15 protein-coding genes are annotated in these 26,662 nt (G+C 69.9%); 6 read left to right on the forward strand and 9 right to left on the reverse strand.

Features of this window, described 5'->3' with window-relative positions; all coding sequences use genetic code 11:
- Positions 1 to 13: 13 nt before the first annotated feature.
- A complete protein-coding gene (locus tag ACW5DW_RS14160; protein ID WP_457019744.1) occupies positions 14 to 2,773 on the reverse strand; it encodes a right-handed parallel beta-helix repeat-containing protein in 2,760 nt (919 codons plus the stop codon).
- Between the two features lie 260 nt (positions 2,774 to 3,033).
- Here ACW5DW_RS14160 and ACW5DW_RS14165 point away from each other — a divergent pair, with 260 nt between their 5' ends.
- Positions 3,034 to 4,029 (forward strand): polysaccharide deacetylase family protein, encoded by a 996-nt coding sequence (locus ACW5DW_RS14165; protein WP_457019745.1) that lies wholly within the window; start codon positions 3,034 to 3,036, stop codon positions 4,027 to 4,029.
- 10 nt (positions 4,030 to 4,039) lie between these two features.
- Positions 4,040 to 4,801 carry a J domain-containing protein gene (locus ACW5DW_RS14170; RefSeq protein WP_457019746.1) on the forward strand — a complete coding sequence of 254 codons (762 nt, stop codon included), beginning with the start codon at positions 4,040 to 4,042 and terminating at the stop codon, positions 4,799 to 4,801.
- Between the two features lie 19 nt (positions 4,802 to 4,820).
- Here ACW5DW_RS14170 and ACW5DW_RS14175 read toward each other — a convergent pair whose 3' ends face one another.
- The 5 genes from ACW5DW_RS14175 to ACW5DW_RS14195 form a co-directional block, all read right to left on the reverse strand.
- Positions 4,821 to 6,401 (reverse strand): class I adenylate-forming enzyme family protein, encoded by a 1,581-nt coding sequence (locus ACW5DW_RS14175; protein WP_457019748.1) that lies wholly within the window; start codon positions 6,399 to 6,401, stop codon positions 4,821 to 4,823.
- Positions 6,398 to 6,658 carry an acyl carrier protein gene (locus ACW5DW_RS14180; protein ID WP_457019749.1) on the reverse strand — a complete coding sequence of 87 codons (261 nt, stop codon included), beginning with the start codon at positions 6,656 to 6,658 and terminating at the stop codon, positions 6,398 to 6,400. Before ACW5DW_RS14180 ends, ACW5DW_RS14175 begins: the two co-directional genes overlap by 4 nt.
- Before the next feature lie 96 nt (positions 6,659 to 6,754).
- Positions 6,755 to 8,152 carry a TIGR03013 family XrtA/PEP-CTERM system glycosyltransferase gene (locus ACW5DW_RS14185; protein WP_457019751.1) on the reverse strand — a complete coding sequence of 466 codons (1,398 nt, stop codon included), beginning with the start codon at positions 8,150 to 8,152 and terminating at the stop codon, positions 6,755 to 6,757.
- 196 nt (positions 8,153 to 8,348) lie between these two features.
- Complete coding sequence (locus ACW5DW_RS14190) at positions 8,349 to 10,022, reverse strand: right-handed parallel beta-helix repeat-containing protein (protein WP_457019753.1); 1,674 nt, start codon at positions 10,020 to 10,022, stop codon at positions 8,349 to 8,351.
- A 217-nt stretch (positions 10,023 to 10,239) separates the two neighbouring features.
- Positions 10,240 to 10,983: a glycosyltransferase family 2 protein gene (locus tag ACW5DW_RS14195; RefSeq protein WP_457019755.1), complete on the reverse strand. Its 744-nt coding sequence runs from the start codon at positions 10,981 to 10,983 to the stop codon at positions 10,240 to 10,242.
- A gap of 134 nt (positions 10,984 to 11,117) precedes the next feature.
- On the opposite strand from ACW5DW_RS14195, the gene ACW5DW_RS14200 reads away from it, so the two are divergent.
- From ACW5DW_RS14200 to ACW5DW_RS14215, 4 genes are all read left to right on the forward strand, one after another.
- Positions 11,118 to 11,651, forward strand: coding sequence for a serine O-acetyltransferase (locus tag ACW5DW_RS14200; RefSeq protein WP_457019757.1), 534 nt, complete (start codon positions 11,118 to 11,120; stop codon positions 11,649 to 11,651).
- 150 nt (positions 11,652 to 11,801) lie between these two features.
- Entirely contained in the window at positions 11,802 to 13,001 is a 1,200-nt protein-coding gene (locus ACW5DW_RS14205) for a glycosyltransferase family 4 protein (protein ID WP_457019759.1), read from the forward strand.
- Between the two features lie 60 nt (positions 13,002 to 13,061).
- Entirely contained in the window at positions 13,062 to 14,309 is a 1,248-nt protein-coding gene (locus ACW5DW_RS14210; RefSeq protein WP_457019760.1) for a glycosyltransferase, read from the forward strand.
- Between the two features lie 41 nt (positions 14,310 to 14,350).
- Positions 14,351 to 15,631 carry a nucleotide sugar dehydrogenase gene (locus ACW5DW_RS14215; RefSeq protein ID WP_457019762.1) on the forward strand — a complete coding sequence of 427 codons (1,281 nt, stop codon included), beginning with the start codon at positions 14,351 to 14,353 and terminating at the stop codon, positions 15,629 to 15,631.
- A gap of 550 nt (positions 15,632 to 16,181) precedes the next feature.
- Here the strand turns inward: ACW5DW_RS14215 and ACW5DW_RS14220 are convergent.
- From ACW5DW_RS14220 to ACW5DW_RS14230, 3 genes are all read right to left on the reverse strand, one after another.
- A complete protein-coding gene (locus ACW5DW_RS14220) occupies positions 16,182 to 16,985 on the reverse strand; it encodes an alpha/beta hydrolase (protein ID WP_457019764.1) in 804 nt (267 codons plus the stop codon).
- Between the two features lie 68 nt (positions 16,986 to 17,053).
- Positions 17,054 to 24,361 carry an amino acid adenylation domain-containing protein gene (locus tag ACW5DW_RS14225; protein ID WP_457019765.1) on the reverse strand — a complete coding sequence of 2,436 codons (7,308 nt, stop codon included), beginning with the start codon at positions 24,359 to 24,361 and terminating at the stop codon, positions 17,054 to 17,056.
- A complete protein-coding gene (locus ACW5DW_RS14230; protein ID WP_457019767.1) occupies positions 24,358 to 26,577 on the reverse strand; it encodes an aminotransferase class III-fold pyridoxal phosphate-dependent enzyme in 2,220 nt (739 codons plus the stop codon). The genes ACW5DW_RS14225 and ACW5DW_RS14230 overlap by 4 nt, the downstream gene beginning before the upstream one ends.
- Between the last annotated feature and the right edge of the window lie 85 nt (positions 26,578 to 26,662).

Consider the following 26,662-nt stretch of genomic DNA (forward strand, 5'->3'; position numbering starts at 1 on the left):
TGGCACAGCGCGCTCAGGCGCTGCGCACCGCCCGCAGCTTCACCTCGCCATAGCCCGGCCGCGGGATCAGATGGTCGCGGTACTGGCCGGGCTCGCCGGCCAGCCCCGCCTCGGCGGCCTTGGCGATGTTGTAGGCCTCGCGCGCGCTCACGTAGTGCAGCTTCCAGTGCGCGCCGTCGTTGTAGCGCGACTCGAGGTGGTCGTAGGCCTCGTGCATGGCCTTGCCGAGCAGTGCGTCCATGTCCTGGTCCTCGGCGCCATGCGTGTGGATCTTGACGAAGATCCACTCGGGGCGGCCTTCGACGTGGATCCCGGTCTCCACCCAGCCATCGATGCGGTCCGGGCTGGCGGTGGCGACCGCGCGCACGTCCGAGTTCTCGATCCGCGGCAGCAGCCCCCACTTGCGGCTCTTCCAGCGGAAGCCCAGCGGCCCCTGCACGATCATCAGGTCGCCTTCGTCGCGCCCGCCGACCTTCACCCGCGGCCCGGTGTCGTGCGACTTCGGGCGTGCCGGGTCGTCCTTGGCGTAATAGATGCGGTTGATGGTCCGCGTCTGGCAGGGATCGGGCGCCGACGGCAGGGTGAAATCGGCATAGCAGCCGGTTTCGCGCAGTACGATCAGCTCGTTGTCGACGCCACAGTGGCGGCCGCTCGGGTGGCTGTTGTCGAGCGCCCAGTTGCCGTGGATGAAGGCCCAGCGCGGCTGCCCGGTGATCGGATCGCGCGGCAGCGCATCGTGGCGCGAGGCCAGAAGTTCGGTGAAGCGCGACAGGGTTGCGCGCAGGTTTTCGGCGGTGTCGTTGTCGTGGTGCAGGTGGATCTCGATCTCGCCCAGGCCAAGCCGGCACAGCTCGACCAGCGCGTCCAGGTGCTCCTCGCGGTACTCCTCTTCGGGGTAGAAGAAGGTGTGTACCGGCGGCCGACCATCGGCATCGCGGTGCCGCTCGCACAGCGTTGGCAGGTCACGCCGCCAGCGTGCCACTCGCTCGCGCTCCTTGGCCAGGTCGGGTTTGCCCCAGGCCGGCTCGTAGTGGTCGACGAAGCAGAACATCAGGTGCCGCGTGGTGCCGGCGGGCACCGGCGCGCGCCAGTCCTGGCGCATCCACGCCAGCAGCCAGCCGGTGATGTTGCGCCGGCGCGCGACGCGCACGGCCAGGCCGGCGGCGACGATGGCAAACAGCAGCAGCACCAGCGCGGCTGCACGCAGCGGCGAGATCCACGGCAGCGCCGCGTACCAGGCGCGCTGCACATACGGCGCCGCTGCGGCAGCGCTCACGCCGGCCTGGGCCGCCATGTCGCGGAGCGTGGCTTCCGGCGGGGGTGTGCCACCGGCGCCGCCACCTGACGGCGGCACGAGCACACCGATCGCTTCGCTGGAAGGTGTTTCGTAGGCGCCTAGCGTGCTGCGCTCACCCCTGGGCCGGCCCTCGATGTCGTCACCGACCTGGGGCAGCGCGTGGCCTGCGCCGATCGCCGCGCTCCCCGCCAGCGGCCGTCCGTCCGCATCGACCCCAAGGCCGGCATCGACGCTGTGCGCATCGGTGCCCATCGCCTTGCGCCACTGTTCGAACCCGACCCGCCGCGCCAGCAACGGCAGCGGCGAATCCGGGCGCTGGTCGACGAAACCGCAGGGGCCCGCGCTGTCGTGGTAACCGTTCCAATCCAGCCCGGCGTTCCCCTCCAGCGCCGAGATGCCGCCCAGTTCCGGCGACCAGCGGATCTCCACGCAGGGCCCACCGCTCTGCACCACCAGGTTGTTGTGGACGGTCGGGTTGCGGTTCGGCGGCCGCTTCGCATCCTCGTTCCAGTCCTGGAACACGATGCCGAAGAACAGCGCCGACTGCGCTTCGCGCGCCGCGTCGATGATGGTGTTGTTCGCGACCAGCGTGTCCTTCGAGGCGTACAGCCCGATCCCGGCATAGCGCGTGTTGCGCACGAGGTTGTTGCGCACGATCCCGCGGATCGCCTCGTGGTACTCGGGATTGGCCTCCAGGTCGAAGAAATCGACGCTGGTGTCAAAGCCGACCAGGATGCCGGCATCGCCGGTGTTCTCGATGCGGTTGCGCTGGATCACCACGTCGCGCGCGCCGCCCTTGAAGTAGAGGCCGGTGGTCGCGACGTCGTGGATGTAGCTGTCCTCGACCAGCATGCCGTCGCCGTTGACGTTGTCGATGCCGTCGGCGTTCTCCGCGTCGCGGCGACCGGTGCTGTGGATCTCGACCCTGCGGATCGTGGCGCGGTTGGACTTGGGCGTGATCTTGATGCCGTCGCGCCCGGTGTCGTGGATCAGCAGGTCCTCCAGCACCACGTCCGAGGCACCGGTGTATCCCTCCGTGTCGCCCTGCGACCAGTTGGTCTGCAGCATCACGCCGTAGTAATGGCCGCCGCTGATCTCGAGGTTCGACAGCACGCTCCCGGACGCTTCGGGATCGATGTGGATCGTCACCGTATCGGGCTCAGCCGGATCGCAATGGATGTGCGCGCGTTCGCCGGGGGCGGAGCGGATCGTGAGCGGGACGCGCAGGCGCACGTCGCACTCGTCGTAGCGGTTGTTGCCCGCGGGCCCTGCCAGCACCAGCGTGTCGCCCGCGTTGGCGACGCCATCGGAAGTGTTGAGCACGCGCCCGAGCGTGCGGAACGGCCGCTGCGCCGACCCGTCACCACGGCTGTCATCACCGGCGGTCGAGACGTGCCACGTGGCCGCATGCGAAGGCCCGTGGGCCAGGGCGGCGGCGGCGATCACGAGCGCGAGCAGGAGGGTTCGGGTTGTCATCGGGATCGGTCCAGCCATGCAGTGCGAAGTGCTGGCCCCGGACGAATGCATGCCGCGGTGGCCTGGGCCGGCCGCATCCGGCGGGGCCGCACGAACCGGCCACGCGCTCCGCGCATGCCGGGAATCTTCCGGTAAGACGCGATTCCGGCCCGCGTCCGGCCAGCGTCCGTTCCCGTCGACGTTCACCGTTACAGGTTGCAGGGGAAGGAACGGGTCGCGCAATGTTGTGCCTGCGCCCCTGTGGAAACAGGAGTATGCAGATGAAGAAGCGGATTGCCGCAAGAGTGGTTTCGCGCACGGGACTGGACCGGCTGTTTGCGGCCCTGCTGCCTTCCAGGGGCGTCCTGATCCTGAACTACCATCGCGTCGGCGATGCCGCCAACTCGCCCTTTGATCGCGAGCTGTGGAGTGCGGACGCCGAGGCCTTCGACGCGCAGATCGCGATGCTGGCGCGGCACTTCGACGTCATCTCGCCCGACGATTTCGAAACCGCGGCAAGCCGTCGCGGGCGCCACGTACTCGTCACCTTCGACGATGGCTACCTGGACAACTACCAGATCGCCTATCCGATCCTGCGCCGGCACGGCGTTGCGGCCACGTTCTTCATCGCGACCGGCTTCATCGACCGGCCTTCGTTGCCGTGGTGGGACGAGATCGCCTGGCTGGTGCGCGGCAGCACGCGCGCACGGATCGACCTGCGTCCCTGGATCGACGAGCCGCTCACCCTGTCCGCGCATCGCGAGGCGCAGATCCACGCGCTGCTGGCGAAGTACAAATCACTGGAAGCATCCGATGCCGCGGCGATGCTGGCGGCGCTACGCGCGGCGACGGGCCTGTCGCCGCCCGACACCGTCGCCGAACACTGGATGAACTGGGACATGATCCGCGAGATGGCGGACAACGGCATGACCATCGGCGGGCATACGGTCAACCATCCGGTGCTGTCGCGCCTGCCGAAGGAACAGCAGCGCGAAGAGATCGAGGGTTGCGCGGCGCGGATCCTCGCCGAAACCGGCAGGCCCATGGAATACTTCGCCTATCCCGTCGGCAGCCCCTGGGCCTTCAATGACGATACCCGCGATTGCCTCGAGGCTGCCGGCGTGCGCCGCGCGTTCTCGTACTACGGCGGCGAGGCTTCACCGTCCTCGCCCCGCTTCGACACGCCGCGCGTGGCGGTCGAACCCAATGTCGGCCTGCCGGACCTGAGCGCCATGCTGCGGCTGCCGGGCATCTTCTGCAGGCTCGATCCGGAATGAGGGCTGGCCGATGCGCCACCCGGCCGTGAACGTGCCCATCGACTTCTTCGCGCTGTACCGCGAGCTGGGAGTCGAGCCCTCCTGCACGCCCGAAGCGCTCAAGCGCGCCTACCGCCGTCGCGTCGCCGAGCTGCATCCGGACCGTTGCGGCGATGGCCTTGCGGGCCAGGATGCGCTGAAGACGATCAACATCGGCTACGCCGCCGCACTCGAGTTCTTCCGCGCGCACGGCCGTCTGCCGGGTGCTGCAGCAGCGCCGCCGGCGCAGGTGCCGCCCCCGCGGGCACAGCCCGTCGAGACCTCGCTGATGCCGGTACAGGCCGAGGACTGGGACGACGCCCCGTCGCCGCGGCGCCGCCGCGTGCTGGCCATGGCGCTGGTGGCGCTGGCGCTGGTGTTCGCGCTGTCCCAGTTCCCCGACCTGCGTCCGGCCGCCGAGGCGGCCGCGGCGCCGGAGCCGGTGCTTGGCGCGCTGCCGCAGGCACCTGCACGCCCGCGCCCGGAGGCGCAGATCGCACTCGCGGCGGGCATGCCCGCCAGCGAGGTGCGGGACGCGCTGGGCGCCCCGACCGACACGACCGAAGACGGCCATCTATGGCACTACGGCCCGTCCTGGGTGCGCATGGTCTGCGGACAGGCGCGCGACTGGTACAGCTCGCCGCTCAAGCCGCTGGGCGCTTCAAGCAGGCAGCCGGGGCCGGGCGAGCGCTGGGAGGGCGAGACCCCGCGCCACTGCGGGGACCTGCCGGCGGGGATGTTCCCGCCGGGCTGAGGTGCGCAGCGGGCGGCGCTCAGGCCGCCTCGTCCTCCGGCAGCGGCCGTCCCTCGGCTTCGGCCTGCAGCACGCTGCGGCGGATCTTGCCGGTGCCGGTCTTGGGCAGGGCATCGCGGAACTCGACCGTGCGCGGGACCATGAACTCCTCCAGGTGCGCGCGGCAGTGGGCCAGGATCGTGCGCGCGTCCAGGTCGTCGCGGTCGGTCACCACGATCGCCTTGAGCGCATGCCCCATCACCGGGTCGGGCACGCCGACCAGGGCCGCCTCGCGCACGCCGGGCAACGCATACAGCACGTTCTCGACTTCCTTGGGGCTGACCTTCTCGCCGCGCGACTTGAGGATGTCGTCCTTGCGCCCGACGAAATACAGGAAGCCTTCCTCGTCCATTCGGAACAGGTCGCCGGTGTGCAGCACCCGCTCCCAGGGATAGCGGCCGGGCCTGAGCGTCTTCGCGGTGGCCTCGTCGTTGCGCCAGTAGCCCTGCATCACGTGACCGCCGCGCACGACCAGCTCGCCGACGGTGTTGGGCGGTACGCGCCGGCCCTCGTCATCGGCCACCCAGGCCTCGGTGCCGGGGATCGCGATGCCGACGCTGTCGGGCCGCGTGTCGAGCTGCTCGGGCGGCAGCCAGGTGCAGCGCTTGGACTCGGTCATGCCGTACATCGAGTACACGCGCGCATTGGGGAACAGCTCGCGCAGCTTGAGGATGTGCGCCGGCGGCAGCGCCGCCGCGGTGTTGGTGAGGTAGCGCACGCTCTTCGCCCATTCGGGATCGAAGTTGCGCAGCTGCAGGATCAGCGCGGCCATCGTCGGCACCAGCGGGAAGCCGGTGATCTTCTCCGAGGCCAGCAGCGGCAGGACCTTCTGCGGGAACGCGAACGATTTCTCGAGCACCAGGGTGGCGCCCATCTTCACGCACATCAGCAGCTGGTAGAGGCCGTAGTCGAACGACAGCGGCAGCACGCTCAGCACCACGTCGTCGCTGCGCGACTGCAGATAGGTGGTGATCGAGGACGCGGCGCACTCGATGTTCCGGTGCGTCATCATCACGCCCTTGGGATTGCCGGTCGACCCCGAGGTGTAGACCAGCATCGCCAGGTCGATGTCGATCCCCGCAGGCCTGCGCGACGCCGCGCCGGGCGAGCGCAGCGACGAGAACGCGTCGAAGGACATCGCGTTGCCGGGCATTTCCCCCGCCGCGTCGTCGACCACCACGATCCTGCGCACGCTGGGCGCCTGCGCGGCCGCTGCGAACGCGACCGGGGCCAGGCTGGCCTGCGTGAACAGCACCGCCGCCTCGCAGTTGTTGAGGATGAAGGCGAGCTTGTCGGCCTTGGTGGTCGGATTGACGGCGCTGAAGATGCCGCCGGCGCGCAGCGTGCCGAAGATGCCGATCGCGGTTTCGACCCGGTTTTCCAGGAACAGGACGCAGCGCTCGCCGTTCTCGAGGCCCGCGTGCTCGACCAGGCCGTCGGCGAAGCGGTTGGCGGCGGCATCGAGGCCGGCGTAGCTCGTCCTCTGCCCGGCATGCACGATCGCGACGTGGTCGGGACGCGCGGCGGCCGCCAGGGCCAGGTGGTGTTCGTAGCGGTTCATGCCGGGTTGCCGGCCTCCTGCAGCTTGCGCTCCACGTAGGCGGTGATGCCGTCGACGCTGCCCAGGTTCTCGGGCACCACGTCCTCGTCGTCGACCAGGAAACCGAATGCTTCCTCCAGCCACGTCACCAGCGTCAGCACGCCGATCGAATCGATGATCCCCGCCTGCAGCAGGTCGGTATCCCCGGGGTATTCGCCGCCATCGGTCGGGAAGGTGTTGGCGATGAATTCCCGGACCAGGCTTTCAGTGGCTGCCATGCGTGCTTCTTCTTCGTGTCGGAGGTGTGGCGGGACGGCCGCGGCGGGAGGCCGCGGACGGTTGTTCAGCCCCGCAGGCGCTGCATTCCGGGCGGCTCAACGCGCGCCGCGGCGGAACAGGACGACCTCGACGGTCTGCAGCAGGATCATGAAATCGAAGACCAGTCCGTGGTTCTTGACGTAGAACAGGTCGAACTTCAACTTTTCCCGCGCATCGTTGACCGAGGCGCCGTACGGGTAGCGAAGCTGGGCCCAACCGGTGAGCCCGGGCTTCACCGAGTGCCGGACATTGTAATAGCGGATTTCGTCATTGAGCTGGTCCACGAACTGCGGCCGCTCCGGGCGGGGACCGACGAAGCTCATGTCGCCGGCCAGCACGTTGAACAGCTGCGGCAGCTCGTCGAGTCGGGTCATGCGGATGAACCGTCCCACCCGCGTGGTGCGGTCGTCGTTGCTGCTGGCCCAGCGCGCCACGCCGTCCTTCTCGGCGTCGGTGCGCATGCTGCGGAACTTGGTCAGATTGAAGGTCCGCCCCGCCTCGCCCACCCGGGTCTGCCGGTACAGGATCGGCGACCCCGACTCCAGCCACACGCAGGCCGCCACCAGCAGCATCGCCGGCCAGGCCATCAGCAGCAGCAGCAGCGCGGCCGAGATGTCGAAGGCGCGCTTGCTCAGCCTGCGCGGGAACGAATGGTCGAAGCCGCCGGAAAACACCAGCGAGGACGGGTCGGCGATCTCGAGCTTGATCAGCCCGGCCTCGCGCTCGAAGAACGCCGGCAGGTCGACGATCGCGATGCCCTGCTGCGCGCACTGCAGGATCTGGTCCATCGGCACGCCGCCGCGGCGCTCGTCGGGCGCGATCACGATCTCGTGCGCATGCAGCGCGGACGCGGTGTCGAACAGGGTGGACCCGCTCGGCGCGACCAGCAGATTCTCGGCCACGACCCTGGTCTGCCCCTCGATGGGCAGGAAGCCGATCACGCTGAATGCCTTGCGGTCGCTGCGCCGGCGCAGGCGGCTGTTGATCAGGTCGGCGTTGTTGCCTGCGCCCAGGATCAGGATGCGGCGCTTGAACGCCTCCACGCCGGCCAGCGGGTAGATGACCAGGCGCAGGAAGCAGACCAGGACCAGCCCGACCACCAGCGCGATGCCCAGCACGCCGCGGCCGATGTAGGTCGCGGGGATCGCGTAGTACAGCACCAGCAGCCCGACGCCACCGAACGCGAACGCCAGCACGATGCGCAGCGCCAGGTCGACGCGGTTATGCCGCGTGTGCGGTTGGTACAGCCCGAACGCCGCCATCGCCGCGGTCACGAACAGTGCGACCAGCAGGGTCCGCCCCGGCGCGGTCTCGACGAACAGGCCACGGCTCGCTGGATCGTCGATGAAGCGCAGCCAGACCGCCAGGGTGACCGCCAGCAGGATCGCCAGCAGCTCCAGCAGCCACAGCAGCCGCACCGTCCGGTTGGCCCGGCCCGCGAATGCGCCGATCACGACCGCCACCCGCAGCTGGATCGCGACCCGGTGGTCGCATGTTCATGGCCGAATGCTTGCATGTCCCTCGCCCCCCGTCCTGCATCGATCAGGCAGGTTGCCGCCAATGGCGCAGCAACCCAGTGCCAGATTCAACGCATTCCGGGCCGGGGGCAGGACATGTCATCGCCACCGGCCGGCCACGCGGGCCGGACTGTCAATCGCGCCGCAGCGACTCCGTTGCACGCGTCTGGCGTGCGGCCCACCAGCCGCGCAGGCGCGACCACAGCTGCAGGGCCGGCGGCGCGATGCGGACACCGGTCCGCGCGGCCACGGCCACTGCCGCCGCAGCCGGCTGGCCTGCCGCGGCCTCGACCGTCGCGTCGGTTTCCGTGCTTGCCATCGGCGTGGCACGGGCGGGGCCCGCCGACAGCGCGCGACCAGCTGACGCGGCGGCAGGCTGCATCGCTGCCGAGGCGCCGCCGCGGGTCAGCGGCTGGTTGCCGCTGCGGCGGATCCGGCTGGCCGGGGGTGGCGAGGACACCACTTCATCCGCGCCCAGGTCGTAGGGCACGTTGCGCGACTGCCGGTCGATGTCGTCGGCCACCTCGGCCAGCGTGGTGCCTGCGTTGATCGCCGGGCTGCCGGCCGGGAGCCGTCCGGTGGCGTCCACCGCATAGGCCGCCTGCTTGCTGTTGGCGTCGGCGTTGAGCGCGCTGCGCCACTGCGACAGGTTGCCCTGGCCGAAGCCGCCTGGCCTGCTGTCGCGGAACACGCAGCCGTTGCCGTAGCCGTTCCAGTTGCTGCCGGGCGAGCCGCTCAGGCCCGACAGCCCGCCAAGTTCGCTGGAATAGCGGATCTCCACGCAGCGGTTGTTGTTCTGGATGACCAGGTTGTTGGCGACCTTCGGATTGACGTTGGCCGGTCGCCCGGCGGCGGGGTCGTAGTCCTGCAGGGTCACGCCGAAATAGATCGCCGAATGGCCGCCGCTGGCGGCATTGACGATGGTGTTGTTGGCCACCACCGTGTCCTTCGAGGCATACATGCCGATGCCCGAGTAGCGCGTGTTGCGCACCACGTTGTTGCGCACGATGCCGCCGATGGCCTCGTAGTACTGGGGATTCACCGACAGGTCGAAGAACTCGGGGCTGGTGTCGAAGCCGGCCAGGATGCCGGCGTCGCCGGTGTTCTCGATGCGGTTGCGCTGGATCACCACGTTGCGCGCCCCGCCCTTGAAGTACAGGCCGGTGGTGGCGGTGTCGTGGATGTAGCTGTCCTCGACCACCATGCCGTCGGCGTTGACGTTGTCGATGCCGTCGGCGTTGCCCGAATGGCGCGCGCCGGTGCTGTGGATCTCGACCCGGCGGATGACCGCGTTGTTCGACTTGGGCGTGAGCTTGATGCCGTCGGTGCCGGTGCCGTGGATCAGCAGGTCCTCGAGGATGACGTCGCTGGCGCCGGTATTGAAGGATGGGCCGCCCTGGTACCAGTTGGTCTGCAGCATCACGCCGTAGTACTGGCTGCCGGTGAGCTCCAGGTTCGAGACCCGGCTGCCGGAGGCGGCCGGATCGATCTGGATGGTGACCGAGTTGGTGACGTCCGGATTGCAGTGGATATGCGCCCGTTCGCCGGCGGGCGAACGCAGCACCAGGCGGTGCCGCAGGCGCACGTCGCACTCGTTGTAGGTGCGGTTTGCGGACGGCGCGCGCACGGTCACCGTGTCGCCGGCGCGCGAGGTCGAGATCGCCTTCTTGACGGTCCGGTAGGGGCTGGCGGCGCTGCCGTTGCCGGAGGAATCGTTGCCCGCGGTGGAGACGAACAGTTCGGCGGCAGCGGCGGGAAGGACGGGCAGCACCAGGGCCAGGGCTGCAAAAAGGACACGGCAACGCATTCGGGCGGATCTCCCAGGAACCGGAAAAGCTTCGGATTGCCCCCTGATTGCGCCGCGCAGGCAAGCCGCGTCGCCCGGCGAGGCTCACACCGAAAGCCTGAACGCGCAATGCATGGCCCGGCAGCCCGCCGGAAAGCCCGGCAAAGCGGACACCGGCCCACCCCGACCGTGACCACCATCACGTGGGTGCGCCCGCGGGGCGCGGCCCGCCGCCTTCCTACATGCGCTTGCCGACCGCCCGCAGGGCGTAGTGGGCGAAGCACCAGCCGGAGCGGAGCATGCCCAGCCGCTCGGACTCGCGATAGATCCGCCACTGCCAGCGCATCGCCCTGAGCTTGTTGGACGACAGCGAGCCGGCGCGCACCAGGTAGGAGGCCAGCACCCGGTCGGGCTGCGCGCAGACCGCTTCCCCGGCGATCCGCACCAGCTGCAGCCAGAACACGTAGTCCTCGTGTCCCCAGGCGCCGAACCGCATCTCGCCCAGCGAGCGCTCGTACATGCCGGTGAGGTTGCCGATGCTGTTGCCCAGCAGCATGTCGGCGTGGCGCACGCGCGCCGGCGGTCGCACCACCGACAGCCTGCGGCCGGATTCATCGACGCGTTCATAGGCGGTGTAGCCGACCCGCGCCCCGGCCGCCTGCATCGCGGCCAGCTGCACCTCGATCTTGTCCGGGTACCAGCGGTCGTCGCTGTCGAGGAAGGCGATGTAACGGCCCGTGGCGGCCTCGATGCCGGCGTTGCGCGCGGCGGCGACACCGGCGTTGCGCGGCTGCCGGATCGGCACCACCCGCGCATCGGTGCGCGCGATCGCCTGGACCAGGTCCCAGCTGTGGTCGGTCGAGCAATCGTCGATCACCAGCAGCTCCAGGTCGGCATGGGTCTGCGCCAGCGCCGAGCGCATCGACGCCGCGAGCGTCGCCGATGCGTTGTAGGCGGGCATCACCACGCTGATCCGGTCCATCCAGGTTTCCCGTGCATGCAAGTGTCGAAACGTGGAACGCGGAAAGCGCGCCGTCCCGGGCACGCGCGCCGCCGATGACCGGCCGCGGCACCGGTTTGCGTTGTACTTGCCGACCGTTCCGCCCCGGGTAATGCATGCTGTTTGCCGAAGACGTCAAGGCCAAGGCCAGGTGGTGCTACGGCGACGACCGCCCCGGCAACATCGTCAAGACCCTGCTCACCGACGGCACCTTCGCCATGGCCTGCTATCGCGCGATGCAGTGGTCGCAGCGGCGGCGGCTGGCGCCGCTGGCAATGCTGTTCAACAAGCTCAACGCCTTCTTCGGCCAGTGCATCATCGGCCGCGGCGCCGAGTTCGGGCGCTGCTTCGTGCTGATCCACAGCCAGGGCGTGGTCATCAACGGCAGCGTGCGCGGCGGCGCCCATGTCCATATCGAGCACCAGGTGACGATCGGCGCGGAGAAGTACACCTCGCCCGTCGTCGGCGACCATGTCTTCATCGGCGCGGGCGCCAAGGTCATCGGCGCGGTCCGGCTTGGCGACCATTGCCGCGTCGGCGCCAACGCGGTGGTCGTGCACGACGTGCCGGCCGGCGCGACCGTTGGCGGTATCCCGGCGCGGATCCTGCGCCAGCGCACGCCCGGCGAAGATGCGGCGGGCGAAGCCTGAGGCCACGCTGGCCGGATCGCGCGGCCGCGCACGTATTGCACTACGGGGACCATGCGCCGTTGCGCCAGTGACCGCCCCGATGCCCGGCGGCAGGCCGCCACCATCGCGGACATAGCCGCCGCGCGCATGCAGCGCGATACACGGGTGACGATGAAGATCCTCGCACTGACCAACCTCTACCCGAACCCGCTGCAGCCGCACCGGGCCGCCTTCAACCGGCACCGCTTCCGCTTCCTGGCCGGACTGCACGAGGTACGGCTGATCGCGCCGATCGCCTGGCGCGACGAATGGTCGCTGCGCAGGACCGGCGCCGGCGCCATCGCAGGCGATCGCCGCAGCGTGAGTGACGGCATCCCGGTCGAACACCCGCGCTACTGGTACACGCCCGGCGTGCTGCGCGGAATGTACGGCCGCTTCTTCCTCGAATCGGTGCGCCGCAGCTTCGACCGGCACGTGCGCGAGTTCGCACCCGACATGGTGTTCGCCACCTGGGCCTATCCCGATGGCTGGGCCGCGGTCCGGCTGGCGCGGCGCCACGGCCTGCCGGTAGTGCTGCAGGTGCACGGCAGCGACGTGCGCCGCGTCGACGAATACGCCGCGCGCCGCGAAGGCACGCGCTTCGCGCTGTCGCAGGCTGACGGCGTGATCGCGGTGTCGGCGGACCTCGGCCGGCGCGTGGTCGAACTCGGCGCGGACCCCGACCGGGTGGAAGTGGTCATGGACGGCGTCGACAAGACCGTGTTCGGGCCAGGCGACCGCGCTGCGGCGCGGCAGGCGCTGGCGCTCGACCCTTCCACGCGGCACCTGCTGTTCATCGGCAACCTCGTCCACGTCAAGGGCATCGACGTGCTGCTGCAGGCCTGCCGCAGGCTGGCCGATACGCGCGGCGACTGGCACCTGCACCTGATCGGCGAAGGCAGTGATCGGGCGCGGCTGGCGCAGCAGGCGCATGCGCTCGGACTGGACGACAGGATCAGCTTCCACGGCAGCCGCCCGCACCACGAGCTGCCGCGCTGGCTGCATGCGGCCGACCTGTTCGTGTTGCCCAGCCGCTCCGAGGGCGTGCCGAACGTGCTGCTGGAGGCGTCGGCCTGCGGCACGCCGTGGCTGGCGAGCGAGGTCGGCGGTATTCCCGAGATCGCCGCGCTGGGCGCCAGCACCCTGGTCCCGCCGGAACGCGCGGACGCACTGGCCGACGCGATCATGCGCTGCCTCGATGCGCCCGTGCCGCAGCCGGCGGTGGGGCCGCGCGATCGTCGCGACGCGGTTGCTGCGATCAGCGATTTCCTGGTGCACACCACGTCGCGCGTGCGCGCCGCGCAGTCGCTGTCCCGACCCGCGCCGATCTGACGTTCTCTTCGTTGGCGTCGCCGCGATCGCGCGTCGCCACACACCAGGTAACGAACGCCCATGTCCAGCAAAGCCGACCCGACGCGCCTGAAGATCCTGTTCCTGCACAAGCAGATCCTGTTTCCGCGCGACACAGGCGGCAAGATCCGCGTGCTCAACCTGCTGCAGCACCTGGCGCGCTGGCACGACGTCACCTATGTCTGCAACCTGCGCCAGGGCGAAGAAGCGCTGCTGCCACAGATGGCCGCGCTGGGCCTGCAGGTCGAGGCGGTGCCGGGCGAAGCCTCGCCGCACGGCAGCCCGCGCTTCCTTGCCGGCGCCGTCGCCAACCTCGCCTCGCCGCGCCCCTACGCGATCGACCGCAACTACGACGCGCGCCTGCGCGACAGGATCAAGGCGCTGGTGCGCAACGAGCGCTACGACCTGGTGATCTGCGACACGGTGCAGATGGCGCGCCACACCATCGGCCTGGACCTGCCGCCGACGATCCTGTTCCAGCACAACGTCGAGGCGCAGATCCTGGAGCGCCACGCGCAGGTCAGCGAAGGCGGGCTCATGCGCGCGTACATGTTCAACCAGTTCCGCAAGATGGAGGCGTTCGAAGGCCTGTGCGGCCGCCACTTCGACCACGTGATCGCGGTGAGCCGGCAGGACGCGGAGATCTTCGGCAAGCGCTACGGCTGGCAGCACGTCGACGCGATCGACACCGCGGTGGACACCGAATTCTTCGATCCCCGTCCGCAGGACGAGATCGAGGGACGGGTGATGTTCCTGGGCTCGATGGACTGGCTTCCCAACCAGGACGGCATCCGCTTCTTCTGCGACGAGGTCTGGCCCGAAGTGATCCGGCAGCGTCCATCGGCCACCTTCCAGGTGGTAGGCCGCAACCCGCCGCCGGCCGTGCGCGCGCTCGCCGAGCGCCCCGGCATCGCGGTCACCGGCTCGGTGCCAGACGTGCGGCCCTACCTGGCGCAGGCCTCGGTCGTGGTGGTGCCGCTGCTGGTCGGCGGCGGCACGCGCCTGAAGATCTACGAGGCCATGGCGATGGCCAGGGCCACGGTCAGCACGACCATCGGCGCCGAAGGTCTGCCGGTCGAGCCCGGCACGCACTTCCTGCAGGCCGATACGGCCGCGCAGTTCGCGCAGGACATCGTGAGGCTGATCGACGATGCGGCGCTGCGCAGGCGCATTGGCGATGCGGCCGATGCCTTCGTACGCGCGCACTACGGCAGCGAAACCATCGCCCGCCAGTTCGAATCGATCTGCCTGGACGTCATCGCGCGCAGCAAAGCCCGCAGCGCGGCCTGAGCACCGGTTTCTTCCCTTCCCAATAGCGAGCCCCAGAAATCATGAGCAATGTTGCGGTATTCGGCCTCGGCTACGTCGGTTGCGTCACCGGCGCCTGCCTGGCCAAGGATGGCCATTCGGTGGTCGGCGTGGACATCGACGAGGACAAGGTTGCCGAGATCAACGCCGGCCAGGCGCCGCTGCGCGAGAACGGGCTTGAAGAGCTGATCGCCGAACAGGTGGCCAACGGCCGCCTGCGCGCCACCACCGACACCGCGCGCGCGGTGGCCGAGTCGGACATCGCGATGATCGCGGTCGGCACGCCTTCGATGGACGACGGCAGCGTCACCACCCACGCGCTCGAGGCGGTGATCGCCAGCATCGGCCAGGCGCTGCGCGCTGCGCCCAAGCCGTACCACATCGTGGTCCGCTCGACCCTGCTGCCCGGCCTGCTCGAGACGCAGATGCAGGACGCGCTGGATGCCGCGCTGGGCGAAGGCTTCGTCGAAGCCGTCGTGCTGTGCAACAACCCGGAGTTCCTGCGCGAGGGTTCGGCGCTCAAGGACTACTACCAGCCGCCCTACGTGCTGGTGGGCGCGTCCAGCCAGGAGCAGGCGCAGCCGATCCTGGACCTGTACGCGGAAGTGGACGGCAAGCAGTTCGTCACCGACTCGCGCACCGCGGCCCTGGTCAAGTACGCCTGCAACGCCTTCCACGCGGTCAAGGTGACCTTCGCCAACGAGATCGGCGCCGTCGCCAAGGCGATGGGGGGCGACGGGCATGAGGTGATGAAGCTCGTGTGCGAGGACAGGAAACTCAATATCTCGCCGGCCTACATGCGGCCGGGCTTCGCCTTTGGCGGATCCTGCCTGCCCAAGGACGTGCGTGCGATCAGCCGCTTTGCCGAACACGGCGCACTGAAGCTGAACATGCTCTCCTCGGTGCTCGGATCGAACGAGAACCAGCTCAAGCGCGCGCTGAAGATGGTCCGCGACGAGGGCCGCAAGAAGATCGGCCTGGTCGGCCTGAGCTTCAAGAACGGCACCGACGACCTGCGCGAAAGCCCGATGGTGGAGCTGGTGGAAACGCTGACCGGCTGGGGCCACACGATCAGGATCTACGACCCGAACGTGACCCTGGGCCGCCTGCGCGGCCGCAACCTCAGCTACATCGACCGCCACCTGCCGCACCTGGCGCAGATGCTGGTGTCCGAGCCCGACGAGGTGCTCGAACACGCGGAATTGCTGCTGCTGTGCACTGACGTGGCCGACGGCCACGACTGGCACGCGGCCATGAGCGGCAAGGTCTACGACCTCAGGAAGGACCTGGCACGGCCCTGCTGACCGCGACACGGGGCGCCGTCCGGCCTGCGGCCTGGCGGCGCCCGTTTTGCGTTGTCATTGCGGATGGCCTCTGTGCGTTCATTGCGGAAGTCATCTGCGCATTCATTCGTGGCGACCGCCGACCTTGTCGTTTCGACGGCCCAGCCCTCTGTCATTTCGACGGCCCAGCCCTTTGTCGTTTCAACGGCCCAGCCCTTTGTCATTTCGACCGAAGGGAGAAATCCGGCATACCCGCCGGGCCGCGTCCGAATCCGCCCTGCAAAGACACCTCGGCCGGAACGATGGTCCCTGGCTTTGCGGCGAAGACCCGCTGTGCCTGTATTTGCGGCGAACACTCGCTGTTCCTGTAGGAGCGGCTTCAGCCGCGATCGCCCTCTCCGCATCCGGGCAAGCCGGGAAGAAGCACCTGGCGCCTCGCGCGCAGATTTCTCCCTTCGGTCGAAATGACAAAAGGGGAAGCGAAATGACAAAAAGGGTGAGGGCGAAATGACAAAAGGGTGAGGGCGAAATGGGAAAACGGACGGCGTGATGACACAGGGCGCCGCGCCGCTCAGTCGGGAAAGCGCGTGCCCATCCAGTCGACCAGCTTCGTGAACAACTTTTCGCGATGCGCGCGCACGTAGAACGTGTGGTCGCACTCGGGCCAGTATTCGGTCGCCATGCGCGGCGAGCGCATCACCTTGCCGAAGCATTCCCGCGCCTGCCGGCGGTGGTTGTAGTAGGAGACGACGCCGCCGGTATAGAGCAGCAGCGTGCTGACCCCGCGCTCGTCCAGCGATTCCAGGCGCCGGGTTGCCTCGGCGCGGCTGGGGAAATCACGCAGGTCATCGTTGCCCACCACCAGCGCATCCGCAGGTGCATTGCGCAAGCGCCTGTACAGGAAACGCAGCACGCGCAGCGGATTGAGCAGGCGCGGCAGGTAGTGGCGGAAGCGGTGGCCGCGGGTCGGGTAGCCCATGCCATCCATCAACAGCAGCCCGACCACCCGCGGTTCGAGCGGTGCGAAGTTGAACGCGTCGTCGGCGCCCGAGCACAGGCCGCCCAGCACGAAACGCGCCACGCCCGTCTCGCGCGCGACCAGGTCCAGCGCGGCGGCCACCTCGTCGCGCTTGCGGTTGTCGGACACGCGCGGCGAAAGCGTGCTGTCGCCCAGCCCCGACTGGTCGAAGCGCAGGACCACATACCCCTGCGCGGCCAGCCGCCGCGCCATCTGCACGTAGAGCCGGAACGGCCCCATTCGGTGCACCAGCCCGGCGTTGAGCAGCACCAGCGCGGTACCACGCGGCGTGCGCCCCAGCGGGCGCGAGATGGTGCCGACCAGTCCGTCGCCGAAGCCGTGCAGCGTTTCCGCCATGTCCGGCTCAATCGGGGATGGATCCGCTTCCCGGCCCACTGGTTCAATTGCCTCGATCACCGCTGCACTCATGCCTGCTTACCTTCGATCAACGAGGCCACCTCGCCCACGCTGCGGCGCGGGAACACCTGGGCTTCGAAACGTGCCGGATCGTCCCAAGTCGGCCGGTCGTCGGCGGTCAATGCCACGCGCTCCACCGTGACGCCCGCACCCTGCAGCGCTTCGACCAGGGCATCCGTGTCCGGCGCATCGCCCGCCCACTCCAGCACCTTCACCCGGCTGCCGGCGGGCAGCGCAAGCGTGCGGAAGTCGAGCCCGCCAATCGCATCGAGCAGGGCCGGCGACACGTCGAAGCCGTGCAGTTCGTCCGCGCGTGCCACCGCCCTGCCCTCGCGCAGGTAGCGGCCCGCGGCCGTCAGCTGCACGCGGTGCTGCCGCTTCCACTCGTCGAGCATGGCACCGCCACGCAGGACCGGATCCCAGAGCACGAGATCGACCGGCCTCGCCTGCGCGGCCGCTGTGGCCAGCACCGGCAGGCAGGCACTGCGGAATGCGAGGATGCGCACGCCCGCGCCTGCGCCATCGAGGTGGCGGATCGCCTGGTGCAGGTCGTCCTGCATGCCGCTCCATTCCACGTCCAACGCATCGCCGGCGGACTCGCCGCTGCCGTACCAGTCAAAGCGCATGGCCTGGCCACCACGCGCGGCGATGCCTTCGCACAGCATCCACAGTGCGCGCTGGCAGACCACACCCTCCTGCAGCAGCGGCGACGGCACCAGCAGCGGCTTGCGGCCGGCCTGCGAGGCGAGCGCACCGTGGCGCATGCCGAACAGGCGGCGCGCGTCCGGGCCGAAATGGAAGATCCGCCCGTCGCTCCCGTCCACCGCAGGCGTAGCCCGGCCGGCGCGATCCGCGCTTGCCGGCGCCAGCGCTGACGGCAGTGCCGACAGCGGGATGTCCGCGGCCAGCAGCGCCAGTGTCTGCGTCGCCAGCGGCATCAGCTTGATCCGGTGGCCGGTGTCGCGCGAGACGCGATTGGCCATCTTCGCGGCAAGCATCGAATGCCCGCCCAGGTCGAAGAAGTTGTCATCCGGACCGGCGATGGTTCCGAGGATGTCGGTCCATACGTCGACCAGATAGCCGACGCGGGGGTCGGCATGCCGTGCCGTCTTGTGCAGCGTCGCGGACGCGGCGGCGAGCACGGGCGGCGGCAGCGACTTGCGATCCACCTTGCCATTGGGCAGCAGCGGCAGCGCGTCCATCGACACCAGGTGCTGGGGCACCATGTAGCCCGGAAGCACATGCCGCAGACGCGCCTGCAGGGCGGCCTCGTCCAGGTGCGCGCCCGAGGACGTGGCGTAGGCGACGATCCGCTGGTCGCCCGGTGCATCCTCGCGCACGATCACGACGGCGCGTGAGACGCCAGGCTCCGACTCCAGCACCGCTTCGATCTCGCCAAGCTCGATGCGGTGGCCGCGGATCTTGACCTGGAAGTCCAGTCGCCCCTGGTGTTCCAGCACGCCATCCTTGCGCCAGCGCGCGCGGTCACCGGTGAGGTAGAGCCGCGCCGGCAGGCCGGTGCCATGGTCGTGCGGGGCGACATGGTCGGCGATGAACTTCTCCGCGGTCAGCGCCTCGCGGCCGAGGTAGCCCAGGGTCACGCCGGCACCGCCGATGCACAGTTCGCCGGATACGCCGGGCGCGCATGGCTGGCCGCGCTCGCCGAGGATCCAGACGCTGGTGTTGGCGATCGGACGGCCGATGTGGATGTCGGGCGTGCCGTCGGCGCCTGCCTGGATGCGTGCACAGGTGGACCAGACCGTGGTTTCGGTCGGGCCATACATGTTCCACAGCTCGACCCCGCGCTCGAGCAGGCGCGCGGCCAGCTCCGGCGCCAGCGCCTCGCCTCCGCACAGCGCCTTGAAGCGCGGTGGCGGCTGCCAGCCCGAATCCAGCAGCAGATGCCAGGTGGACGGCGTGGCCTGCATCACCGTCACCGGTTCGCGTGCGGCCAGCGCAGCCAGTTCGTCGCCATCACTCGCCTGCTCGCGGCTGGCCAGCACGATGCCCGCGCCGGTGGACAGCGGCAGGAACAGTTCCAGCACCGAAATGTCGAACGAGGGCGTGGTCACCGCCAGCAGCACGTCGTCGGGCTGCAGGCCGGGCGCCTCACGCATGCTGTCGAGGAAGTTGAGCACCGCGCCGTGGGGAACCACGACGCCCTTGGGCCGGCCGGTCGAGCCGGAGGTGTAGATCACGTAGGCCGGCGCATCGCGGCCAACGGCGTCATCGGCCGCCGGCGCCGGCTGCGCGGCGTCGACTTCGGCGGCGTCCGCATCGAGCAGCAGCAGGCGCTCGCGCGGCAGCCCCAGCGGCGCGGACAGTCCGCTTTCGCCGATCACCTGCGCCAGGGCGGCATCGCCGGCCATGTAGGCCAGCCGGTCCGCGGGATAGTCCGGATCCAGCGGCACGTAGGCCGCGCCGACGCGCCAGGCCGCGATCATCGCGGCGACCATGTCCGGGCCGCGCGCCAGGCAGATGCCGACGCGATCGCCCGGGCGCACGCCGCGCGCATGCAGCGCCCCGGCAATGGCGCCTGCGCGCGCATGCAGTTGCGCATACGTCAGTTGTTGCCCTTCGCTGCGCAGGGCGATGCGCTCCGGCGTGCGCGCCGCCTGCTCGGCCAGCAGCGCACAGGTCGAACGCTGCGGCGGCAGCGGCCGCACCGTCGAGTTCCATTCGCCCAGCCGGTCTCGATCGGCCGCCGACAACAGGCTGGCGTCGCCGATCGCCTGCCCAGGCTGCGCGCACAGCGACTGCAGCAGCGACCCGAACCGGTCGCAGATCGCCCGCGCACCGTCGGCGTCGATGATGTCGACGTTGTAGCCCACCGCGCCCGACAGCCCTTCGCCATGCTCCAGGAACCAGATGCCGAGGTCGTTGGCCATGCCCTTCTGGAACATCAGCAGGTGTTCGTGCTGCAGCTCGCCCCAGCGCAGGTTGCGCGCGCGCACGTCCTGGAACGAGAACACGGCCTGGTAGACCGGCGAGCGGCTCGGGTCGCGCGGCAGCTTGAGTTCGCGCACCAGCCGTTCGAACGGTACGTCCGGATACTCGAAGGCTTCGACCACCCCGGCCCTGACCTCCTGCACCAGCTGCAGGAACGGCATCGCCGGGTCCAGCCGACGGCGCAGCGGCAGCATGTTGACGAAGAAGCCCATGACCTTCTCGAGGGCTTCGGTGGGACGGTTGCGGAACGGCAGGCCGACCACCAGGTCGCGCTGTCCGCCCAGCCGGTGCAGCAGCACGTAGTAGGCCGCCAGCAGGGTCATGAACAGCGTCGCGCCGGCAGCGGCGCCGATGTTGCGCAGCGCCGTGGTGGTGGCCGCGTCGACGTGCACCCAGTCGGTGCCGCCGATGCCGCTGGCGAGTGCCGGGCGCGGCCGGTCCTCGGGCAGGTGCAGCGGCTCCAGGTCGCCAGCCAGGTGCTGCTTCCAGTGCGCGAGCTGGCGGTTCGCGCCGTCGCTATCGAGCGCGTCCGCGCGCCAGGTCGCGTAGTCCGCGTAGCTGGTTTCCAGCGCCGGCAGCGGCGACGGCCGGCCTGCCGCGAAGGCCGCGTACAGCGCCGACATCTCGCTGTAGAGCACGTCGAACGACCATCCGTCCCAGATCGCGTGGTGGGTCATGAAGTACAGCACGTGGTCGTCGTCGGCCAGGCGGTACAGGCGCGCGCGGAACAGCGGCGCGCGGTCGAGCACGAACGGCTCGGCGGTCTGCGCCTCCAGGTCCGCCATCAGCGCCTGCATGCGTGCCGGCTCGGTCAGGTGCGACAGGTCGACCGGCGGCAGCAGCGGCACCTCGACTTCGTCCAGGACCTTCTGCACCGGGCCATCATCGTCGGGCTCGACCAGGATCGTGCGCAGCGAGGGCTGGCGCCGCACCATTTCCGCGAATGCACGGGCGAATGCGTCCTCGTCCATCGGCCCATGCAGGCGATGCGCGGACGGCGTGTTCCAGGTCACCCCGCCGGGCTCCATCTGTTCGAGCACCCACAGCCGCTGCTGCATCGGCGTCAGCGGCGCGGTCGACTGGTCGGCGCACCTGGGGATGGCCAGGACCTGCGTGGACCGCGCTGCCGGCGAGTGCATGCGCATCGCATCGGACAGGCGCCTGGCGGTTGGCGCGTCGAACAGTTGCCGCAGGCGTAGCGGCGTGCCGGTGTCGCGGCCCAGCCGCGCGCACAGCTGCGCGGCAAGCAGCGAATGCCCGCCGGACTCGAAGAAGCCGTCGTCCATGCCCAGGTCCGGGCGTGCCAGCACCTGGCGCATCGCCAGCAGCACCTGCTGCTGCAGCGCGTCCTGCGGCTCCGCCGGGGCTGTCCGCTCCGCCTGCGCTGATGCGGTCTCCGCCAGCGGCGCAGGCAGACCCTTGCGGTCCACCTTGCCGTTGGGCAGCAGCGGAATCGCCGCCAGTCGCACGAAGTGCTGCGGCACCATGTAGTCGGGCAGCTGCTGCTTGAGGTGCGCGATCAACGCCCTGTCGTCCGGATCGCCTGCGCCCGTCACCACCAGGTAGGCCACCAGCCGCTGGTCGCCGGGCCGGTCCTCGCGCGCCATCGCCACGGCGCGCGACACGCCCGGATGCGCCAGCAGCCGGCTTTCGATCTCGCCCAGCTCGATCCGGTAGCCGCGCACCTTGACCTGGAAGTCCAGGCGGCCGAGATGCTCGAGGTTGCCGTCCGGGCGCCAGCGCCCGCGGTCGCCGGTGCGATACAGCAGCGGTGCCGGGATGCCGGTGCCGAAGCCGCGGGCGGCGTCGGCGAACGTGTCGGGCAGGAAGCGATCGGCGGTCAGCTCCGGACGCGCGAGGTAGCCCAGGGTCACGCCTTCGCCGCCGATGCAGATCTCGCCGGACACCCCACGCGGACAGGGCTGCGCGTTCGCGTCCAGGATCCACACCTGGGTGTTGTCGATCGGGCAGCCGATATGGATGTCCGGCGCGGCGCCCGCCCTGCCCTCGCGAACCTGCACCGCGGTCGACCACACCGTGGTCTCCGTGGGGCCGTAGAGGTTCCACAGCTCGCCACAGCGCGAGAGCAGATCCCGCGCCAGGTCCGGCGGCAACGGTTCGCCGCCGCACATGGCCTTGAAGCCGGCGCGTCCCTGCCAGCCGGCCTCGACCAGCAGCCGCCACGAGGCCGGCGTGGCCTGCATGGCGGTCGCCTGCGACTGCGCCAGCAGGTCCACCAGCGCGAAGCCGTCGACCACGGTGTCCTTGTCGGCCAGCACCACCTGCGCGCCGACACTCAGCGGCAGCATCAGCTCCAGCACGGCGATGTCGAAGGACAGCGTGGTCACTGCCAGCAGACGGTCGTCGGGACCCAGGCCGGGCTCGCGCTGCATGGAGGCGATGAAGTTCGATACCGCCCGGTGCGGCACCTGCACGCCCTTGGGCCGTCCGGTGGAACCGGAGGTGTAGATCACGTAGGCCGGCGATTCCGGATCCGCGGCGGCCTCGTCGCGGCCCAGCCGTTCGGCCGGCAGTGCTTCGAGTTCGGCGGCCAGTTCGTCCAGCGCCAGCACCGGGCGCCCGCCCAGGTCGAAACGGCCGGCATGGCGCTGCTGGGTGAGCAGCGCGGCCAGGCCGGCGTCGGCGGCCATGTAGGCCAGGCGGTCGGCGGGAAACTGCGGATCCAGCGGCACGTAACCTGCGCCGGACTTGAGGATGCCCAGCAGCGCGGCCAGCATGTCCGCGCCCCGGTCCAGCGCCAGCCCCACCAGCGCGCCCCTGCCCACGCCACGGGCGCGCAGCAGGCGGGCGATGCGGTTGGCACGTGCATCGAGCGTGCGGTAGTCGAGCTGCGTTTGCTCCGCGCGCAGCGCGATGCGTCCGGGGCCGCGGTCGCACTGCGCCTCGAACAGCTCGTGCATGCGGCACTCGCGGTCGAAGGCCACCGGCGTGGGCTGCAGTGCGGCGATCTCGTCGAACAGCGCATCGTCCAGCAGCGACAGCCCGGATACGGGCGCATCGGGCGAATCGCAGGCCGCGCGCAGCAGGTTCTCGAACGCCGCCAACCAGCGGCGCACCGTGGCCGCGTCGAACAGGTCGGTGTTGTACTGCGTTTCCAGGCGGATGCGGCCCTCGACCTGGACCGCGTTGATCGACAGCTCGAAGTTCTCGTAGCGGCGCGGGTTGGTGGTGAGGTCCAGCGCCAGGCCGGTGAAGCCGCTGCGCTCCTGGTCCAGCGCCTGGTCGATGTTGAACATCACGCTGACCAGCGGCAGCCGCGCCGGATCGCGCGGCACGCGCAGCTTCTTGAGCAGCGTGCCGAAGGTGTAGCGCTGGTGCTCGATCGCATCGAGCAGGGTCGACTGCGCGCCATCCACCAGGCCGTTGAAGGTCTGCCCGGGTGCAAGCTCGAACTTCAGCGGCAGCAGGTTGACGCAGTGGCCAACCAGATGGTCGTGCCCGTCCACCGACTGGCCCGCGGCCGGAATGCCGACCACGACCTCGTCCTGGCCGGCGATGCGCGCAACCAGCGCCGCGAACGACCCGAGCAGGGTCGCGAACAGGCTGGCGCCGCGACGCGCGCCCAGGCGCCGCACAGCCGCCACCAGCGCGGCATCGAGCACGTGGTCCTCGCGCAACGAGGCGAAGCTGCGTCGCGCCGGGCGTGGCCGGTCGGTGGGAAGCTCCAGCACCGGCGCGCCGTTGGCGAAACGCGACAGCCAGTAGCGTTCGTCGTCGCGGTACTGCGGGCCGGCCGGATGCAGCGCCTCGGCCAGCGCGTAGTCCGCGAAGCCCTGCACCGCCGCGCCCTGTGCTCCGGTCCCGCCGTAGGCGGCCCCCAATTCGCGCACGATCACCCACCACGACCAGCCGTCGCAGACGATGTGGTGCGCATGCATCAGCAGCACATGCTCACGCGGGCCCAGCTGCAGCAGCTCGGCGCGGAACAGCCGCCCCTTCTCCAGCACGAATGGCGTTTCCACGCTGGCGCGACGGCGTTGCTCCAGCTGCGCGGCGCGCGCGTCCGCGTCGAGCGCGGACAGGTCGGTCAACCGCAGCAGCACCGGCGCCGGCTCGAGCACGCAGAACGTCTCGCCATCCGGGCCGAAGCTCGCGCGCAGCGCTTCGTGCGCGCCGACCACCTGCTGCAGCGCCTGCTGCAGCCGCGCGGTATCGAGCTCGCCGCGCAGATGCAGTGACACCGATTCGTTGTACGCCAGCGAGCCATCCTCGCCCAGGTGCGCGGCCAGCCACAGCTCGCGCTGCGGCTCGGTCGTCGGCACCACCCGGGCGACCGCGCCGCCTGCGAAGGGGTCGTATGCGACCACGACGGCGTTCTCCATGTACGCCTCCCTGCTGTTGTTCACGTGCCGACCTTGAGGTACTGCCCGGGCGCCTGCGGATCCGGCACGTACCACGCCGGCCGGCCTTCGGGGTCACGCCCCAGGCGCGCGCCCGGCACCGACGGCTCGGCCGCGTCCATCACCGTGCGCGGCGTGGCCGTGCGGCGCGGCAGCAGCTCGGCCTCCTGCAGCTCCAGCACCGAGTCCTTCCAGGCCTGGGTGATCGCCTGGAAGTCGGCTTCGGTGTGGGCCGTGGTGAAGAAGCAGGGGAAGTTGTCGAGGATATGGATGCCGCGGCTGCGCATCATCGCGAAGAGCAGCTCCTGCTGCGGATGGTCCTCGTCGAAGTGCGTGCGCCACAGCGAAGCGAAGTTCTTGATCCGCAGAGGCGCGCCGGCCTGCGCCGAGAATGCGTTGAGTTCGGCGGCCATCGCCGCGGTGCGTTCGTTGAGCCGCTGCTGCAGCGCCGTGCCGTGCTGCTTCATGTGCAGCAGCGATGCCTTCGCGGCCGCCAGCGTGAGCGGATGGCGCACGAAGGTACCGGCGAAGTAGGTGACACCGACCGTCGGAACGGAATCATCGCCGTACTGCCAGTGGCCGCCATCGAGCGCATCCATGTACGCGCGGCTTCCGGCGATCACCCCGATCGGGAAACCGCCGCCCACCACCTTGCCGTAGGTGGCCAGGTCGGCGCGGATCCCGAACAGCGCCTGCGCGCCGCCTGGGTGCGAGCGGAAGCCGGTGATCACCTCGTCGAAGATCAGCGCGGCGCCGGCGTCGGCGGTGATCCGGCGCACTTCGCGCAGGAACTCGACCGGCTGGAAGTCGGGGCGCCTGCTCTGCACCGGCTCGACCAGTACCGCGGCCAGCTCGTGCGCGCGCTCGCGGATGATCTGCAGGGTTTCGGGGGTGCCGTAGTCGAGCACCAGCACCTTTTCCGCGGTGTTGCGCAGGATGCCCGGCGCGGCGGGCACGGCGCGCAGCTTCTTGGTGCCGCGCACGATCACTTCGTCGTTGATGCCGTGGTAGGAGCCTGAGAACACCACGATGGTCTCGCGTCCGGTGACGGTGCGCGCCACGCGCATCGCGCCCAGCACGGCTTCCGAACCGGTATTGCACAGCGCGGCGCGGTCGAGCCCGGTCAGTTCGCAGACCAGCTGCGAGACCTCGCCAGCCAGCGGATGCATCGGGCCGATCTCGTAGCCGGCCTCGAGCTGCGCCTTCACCGCATCGAGCACGAAATCGGGCTGCCAGCCGAACAGGCTGGTGCCGAAACCGTTGAGCGCGTCGACATATTCGTGGCCGTCGATGTCCCAGACGCGCGCACCCTTCGACCGTTCGATCACGATCTGGTAGACGATCTCCTTGGTCAGCGGACGGAAGCCGGTGACCACGCGCGGGTCGGCCATGTGCGGGCGATGCTGCTGCGTATAGGCCTTCGACTTCGGCGTGCGCGCGAGGTAGCGCTCGATGAAGGCGTCCAGGCGCGCGCGTTGCTGCGGCTCCAGTTCGGTGCCGCCGGCTGCGTCGATGCGCGCGATGGCGCCGAACGCCTTCTTGACGTCATAGCGCGTGTGCGCGAGCGCGGCTTCTTCATCGTTCGCAGGCTCGGCAGCCGTGGCCGCAGCCTCGAGCTGCATCGGCTCCGCCGCCTGCGGCGCGGGCTGCGGCGCAGCGGCTGCGACCGGCGACGCAGCGACCTGTACGACAGGCGCTGCCACCGGCGCACCCGCCAGCAGCGCCAGCTGCTGCGACATCAGCTGCATCTGCTGCGCGATGAGCGCGCGCACGGCACTGGAGTCGCCGCTGGGCCTGGCGGCCGGCGGCATGAAGACAGGCAGCGACGGCGCAGGCGCGGCAACCGCGGCGACTGCCGGGGCCGCAACAGGCATCTGCACTGCAGGCGCGGCGGCCGTAACCGGCACTGCGACCACTGGCTGCGCAACCGGCTGCGCCGGCTCTGGCGGCAGCTGTGTATCCAGCGCCGCGACCAGCCGTTCGAGGCTTGCACACTCGCCCATCAACTGGCGAAAGCTGATCTTCACCGCGAACGTCTTCTGCAGCTGCAGCGCGACCTGGGTGAGCATCAGACTGTCGAGCCCGAGCTCGATGAAGTTGGCGCCGTCATCCTCTTCCTGGATGTCGAAGCCGGCGACATCCTCGAACACCTCGCGGACCTGGCCGGCCAGGCGCGTCGCCCGGTTGGCCACGACGCAAGCTTGCCTATCCTGAACGCTCATCGATGGACTCCGGGACGCCTGGGGGAAACGCGGGCAGCCGGCACATCCCTTCTCCGCCTGCCCACGAACATGGAATACGCAAAAC

The sequence above is a fragment of the Luteimonas sp. A482 genome (assembly GCF_054072655.1).

Coding starts and splice junctions, on each gene's coding strand:
- ACW5DW_RS14200 (WP_457019757.1), top strand. CDS start 11,118: ATGCTGTTTGCCGAAGACGTCAAGGCCAAGGCCAGGTGGTGCTACGGC.
- ACW5DW_RS14190 (WP_457019753.1), bottom strand. CDS start 10,022: ATGCGTTGCCGTGTCCTTTTTGCAGCCCTGGCCCTGGTGCTGCCCGTC.
- ACW5DW_RS14215 (WP_457019762.1), top strand. CDS start 14,351: ATGAGCAATGTTGCGGTATTCGGCCTCGGCTACGTCGGTTGCGTCACC.
- ACW5DW_RS14170 (WP_457019746.1), top strand. CDS start 4,040: ATGCGCCACCCGGCCGTGAACGTGCCCATCGACTTCTTCGCGCTGTAC.
- ACW5DW_RS14180 (WP_457019749.1), bottom strand. CDS start 6,658: ATGGCAGCCACTGAAAGCCTGGTCCGGGAATTCATCGCCAACACCTTC.
- ACW5DW_RS14210 (WP_457019760.1), top strand. CDS start 13,062: ATGTCCAGCAAAGCCGACCCGACGCGCCTGAAGATCCTGTTCCTGCAC.
- ACW5DW_RS14195 (WP_457019755.1), bottom strand. CDS start 10,983: ATGGACCGGATCAGCGTGGTGATGCCCGCCTACAACGCATCGGCGACG.
- ACW5DW_RS14160 (WP_457019744.1), bottom strand. CDS start 2,773: ATGACAACCCGAACCCTCCTGCTCGCGCTCGTGATCGCCGCCGCCGCC.
- ACW5DW_RS14220 (WP_457019764.1), bottom strand. CDS start 16,985: ATGGCGGAAACGCTGCACGGCTTCGGCGACGGACTGGTCGGCACCATC.
- ACW5DW_RS14165 (WP_457019745.1), top strand. CDS start 3,034: ATGAAGAAGCGGATTGCCGCAAGAGTGGTTTCGCGCACGGGACTGGAC.
- ACW5DW_RS14230 (WP_457019767.1), bottom strand. CDS start 26,577: ATGAGCGTTCAGGATAGGCAAGCTTGCGTCGTGGCCAACCGGGCGACG.
- ACW5DW_RS14205 (WP_457019759.1), top strand. CDS start 11,802: ATGAAGATCCTCGCACTGACCAACCTCTACCCGAACCCGCTGCAGCCG.
- ACW5DW_RS14175 (WP_457019748.1), bottom strand. CDS start 6,401: ATGAACCGCTACGAACACCACCTGGCCCTGGCGGCCGCCGCGCGTCCC.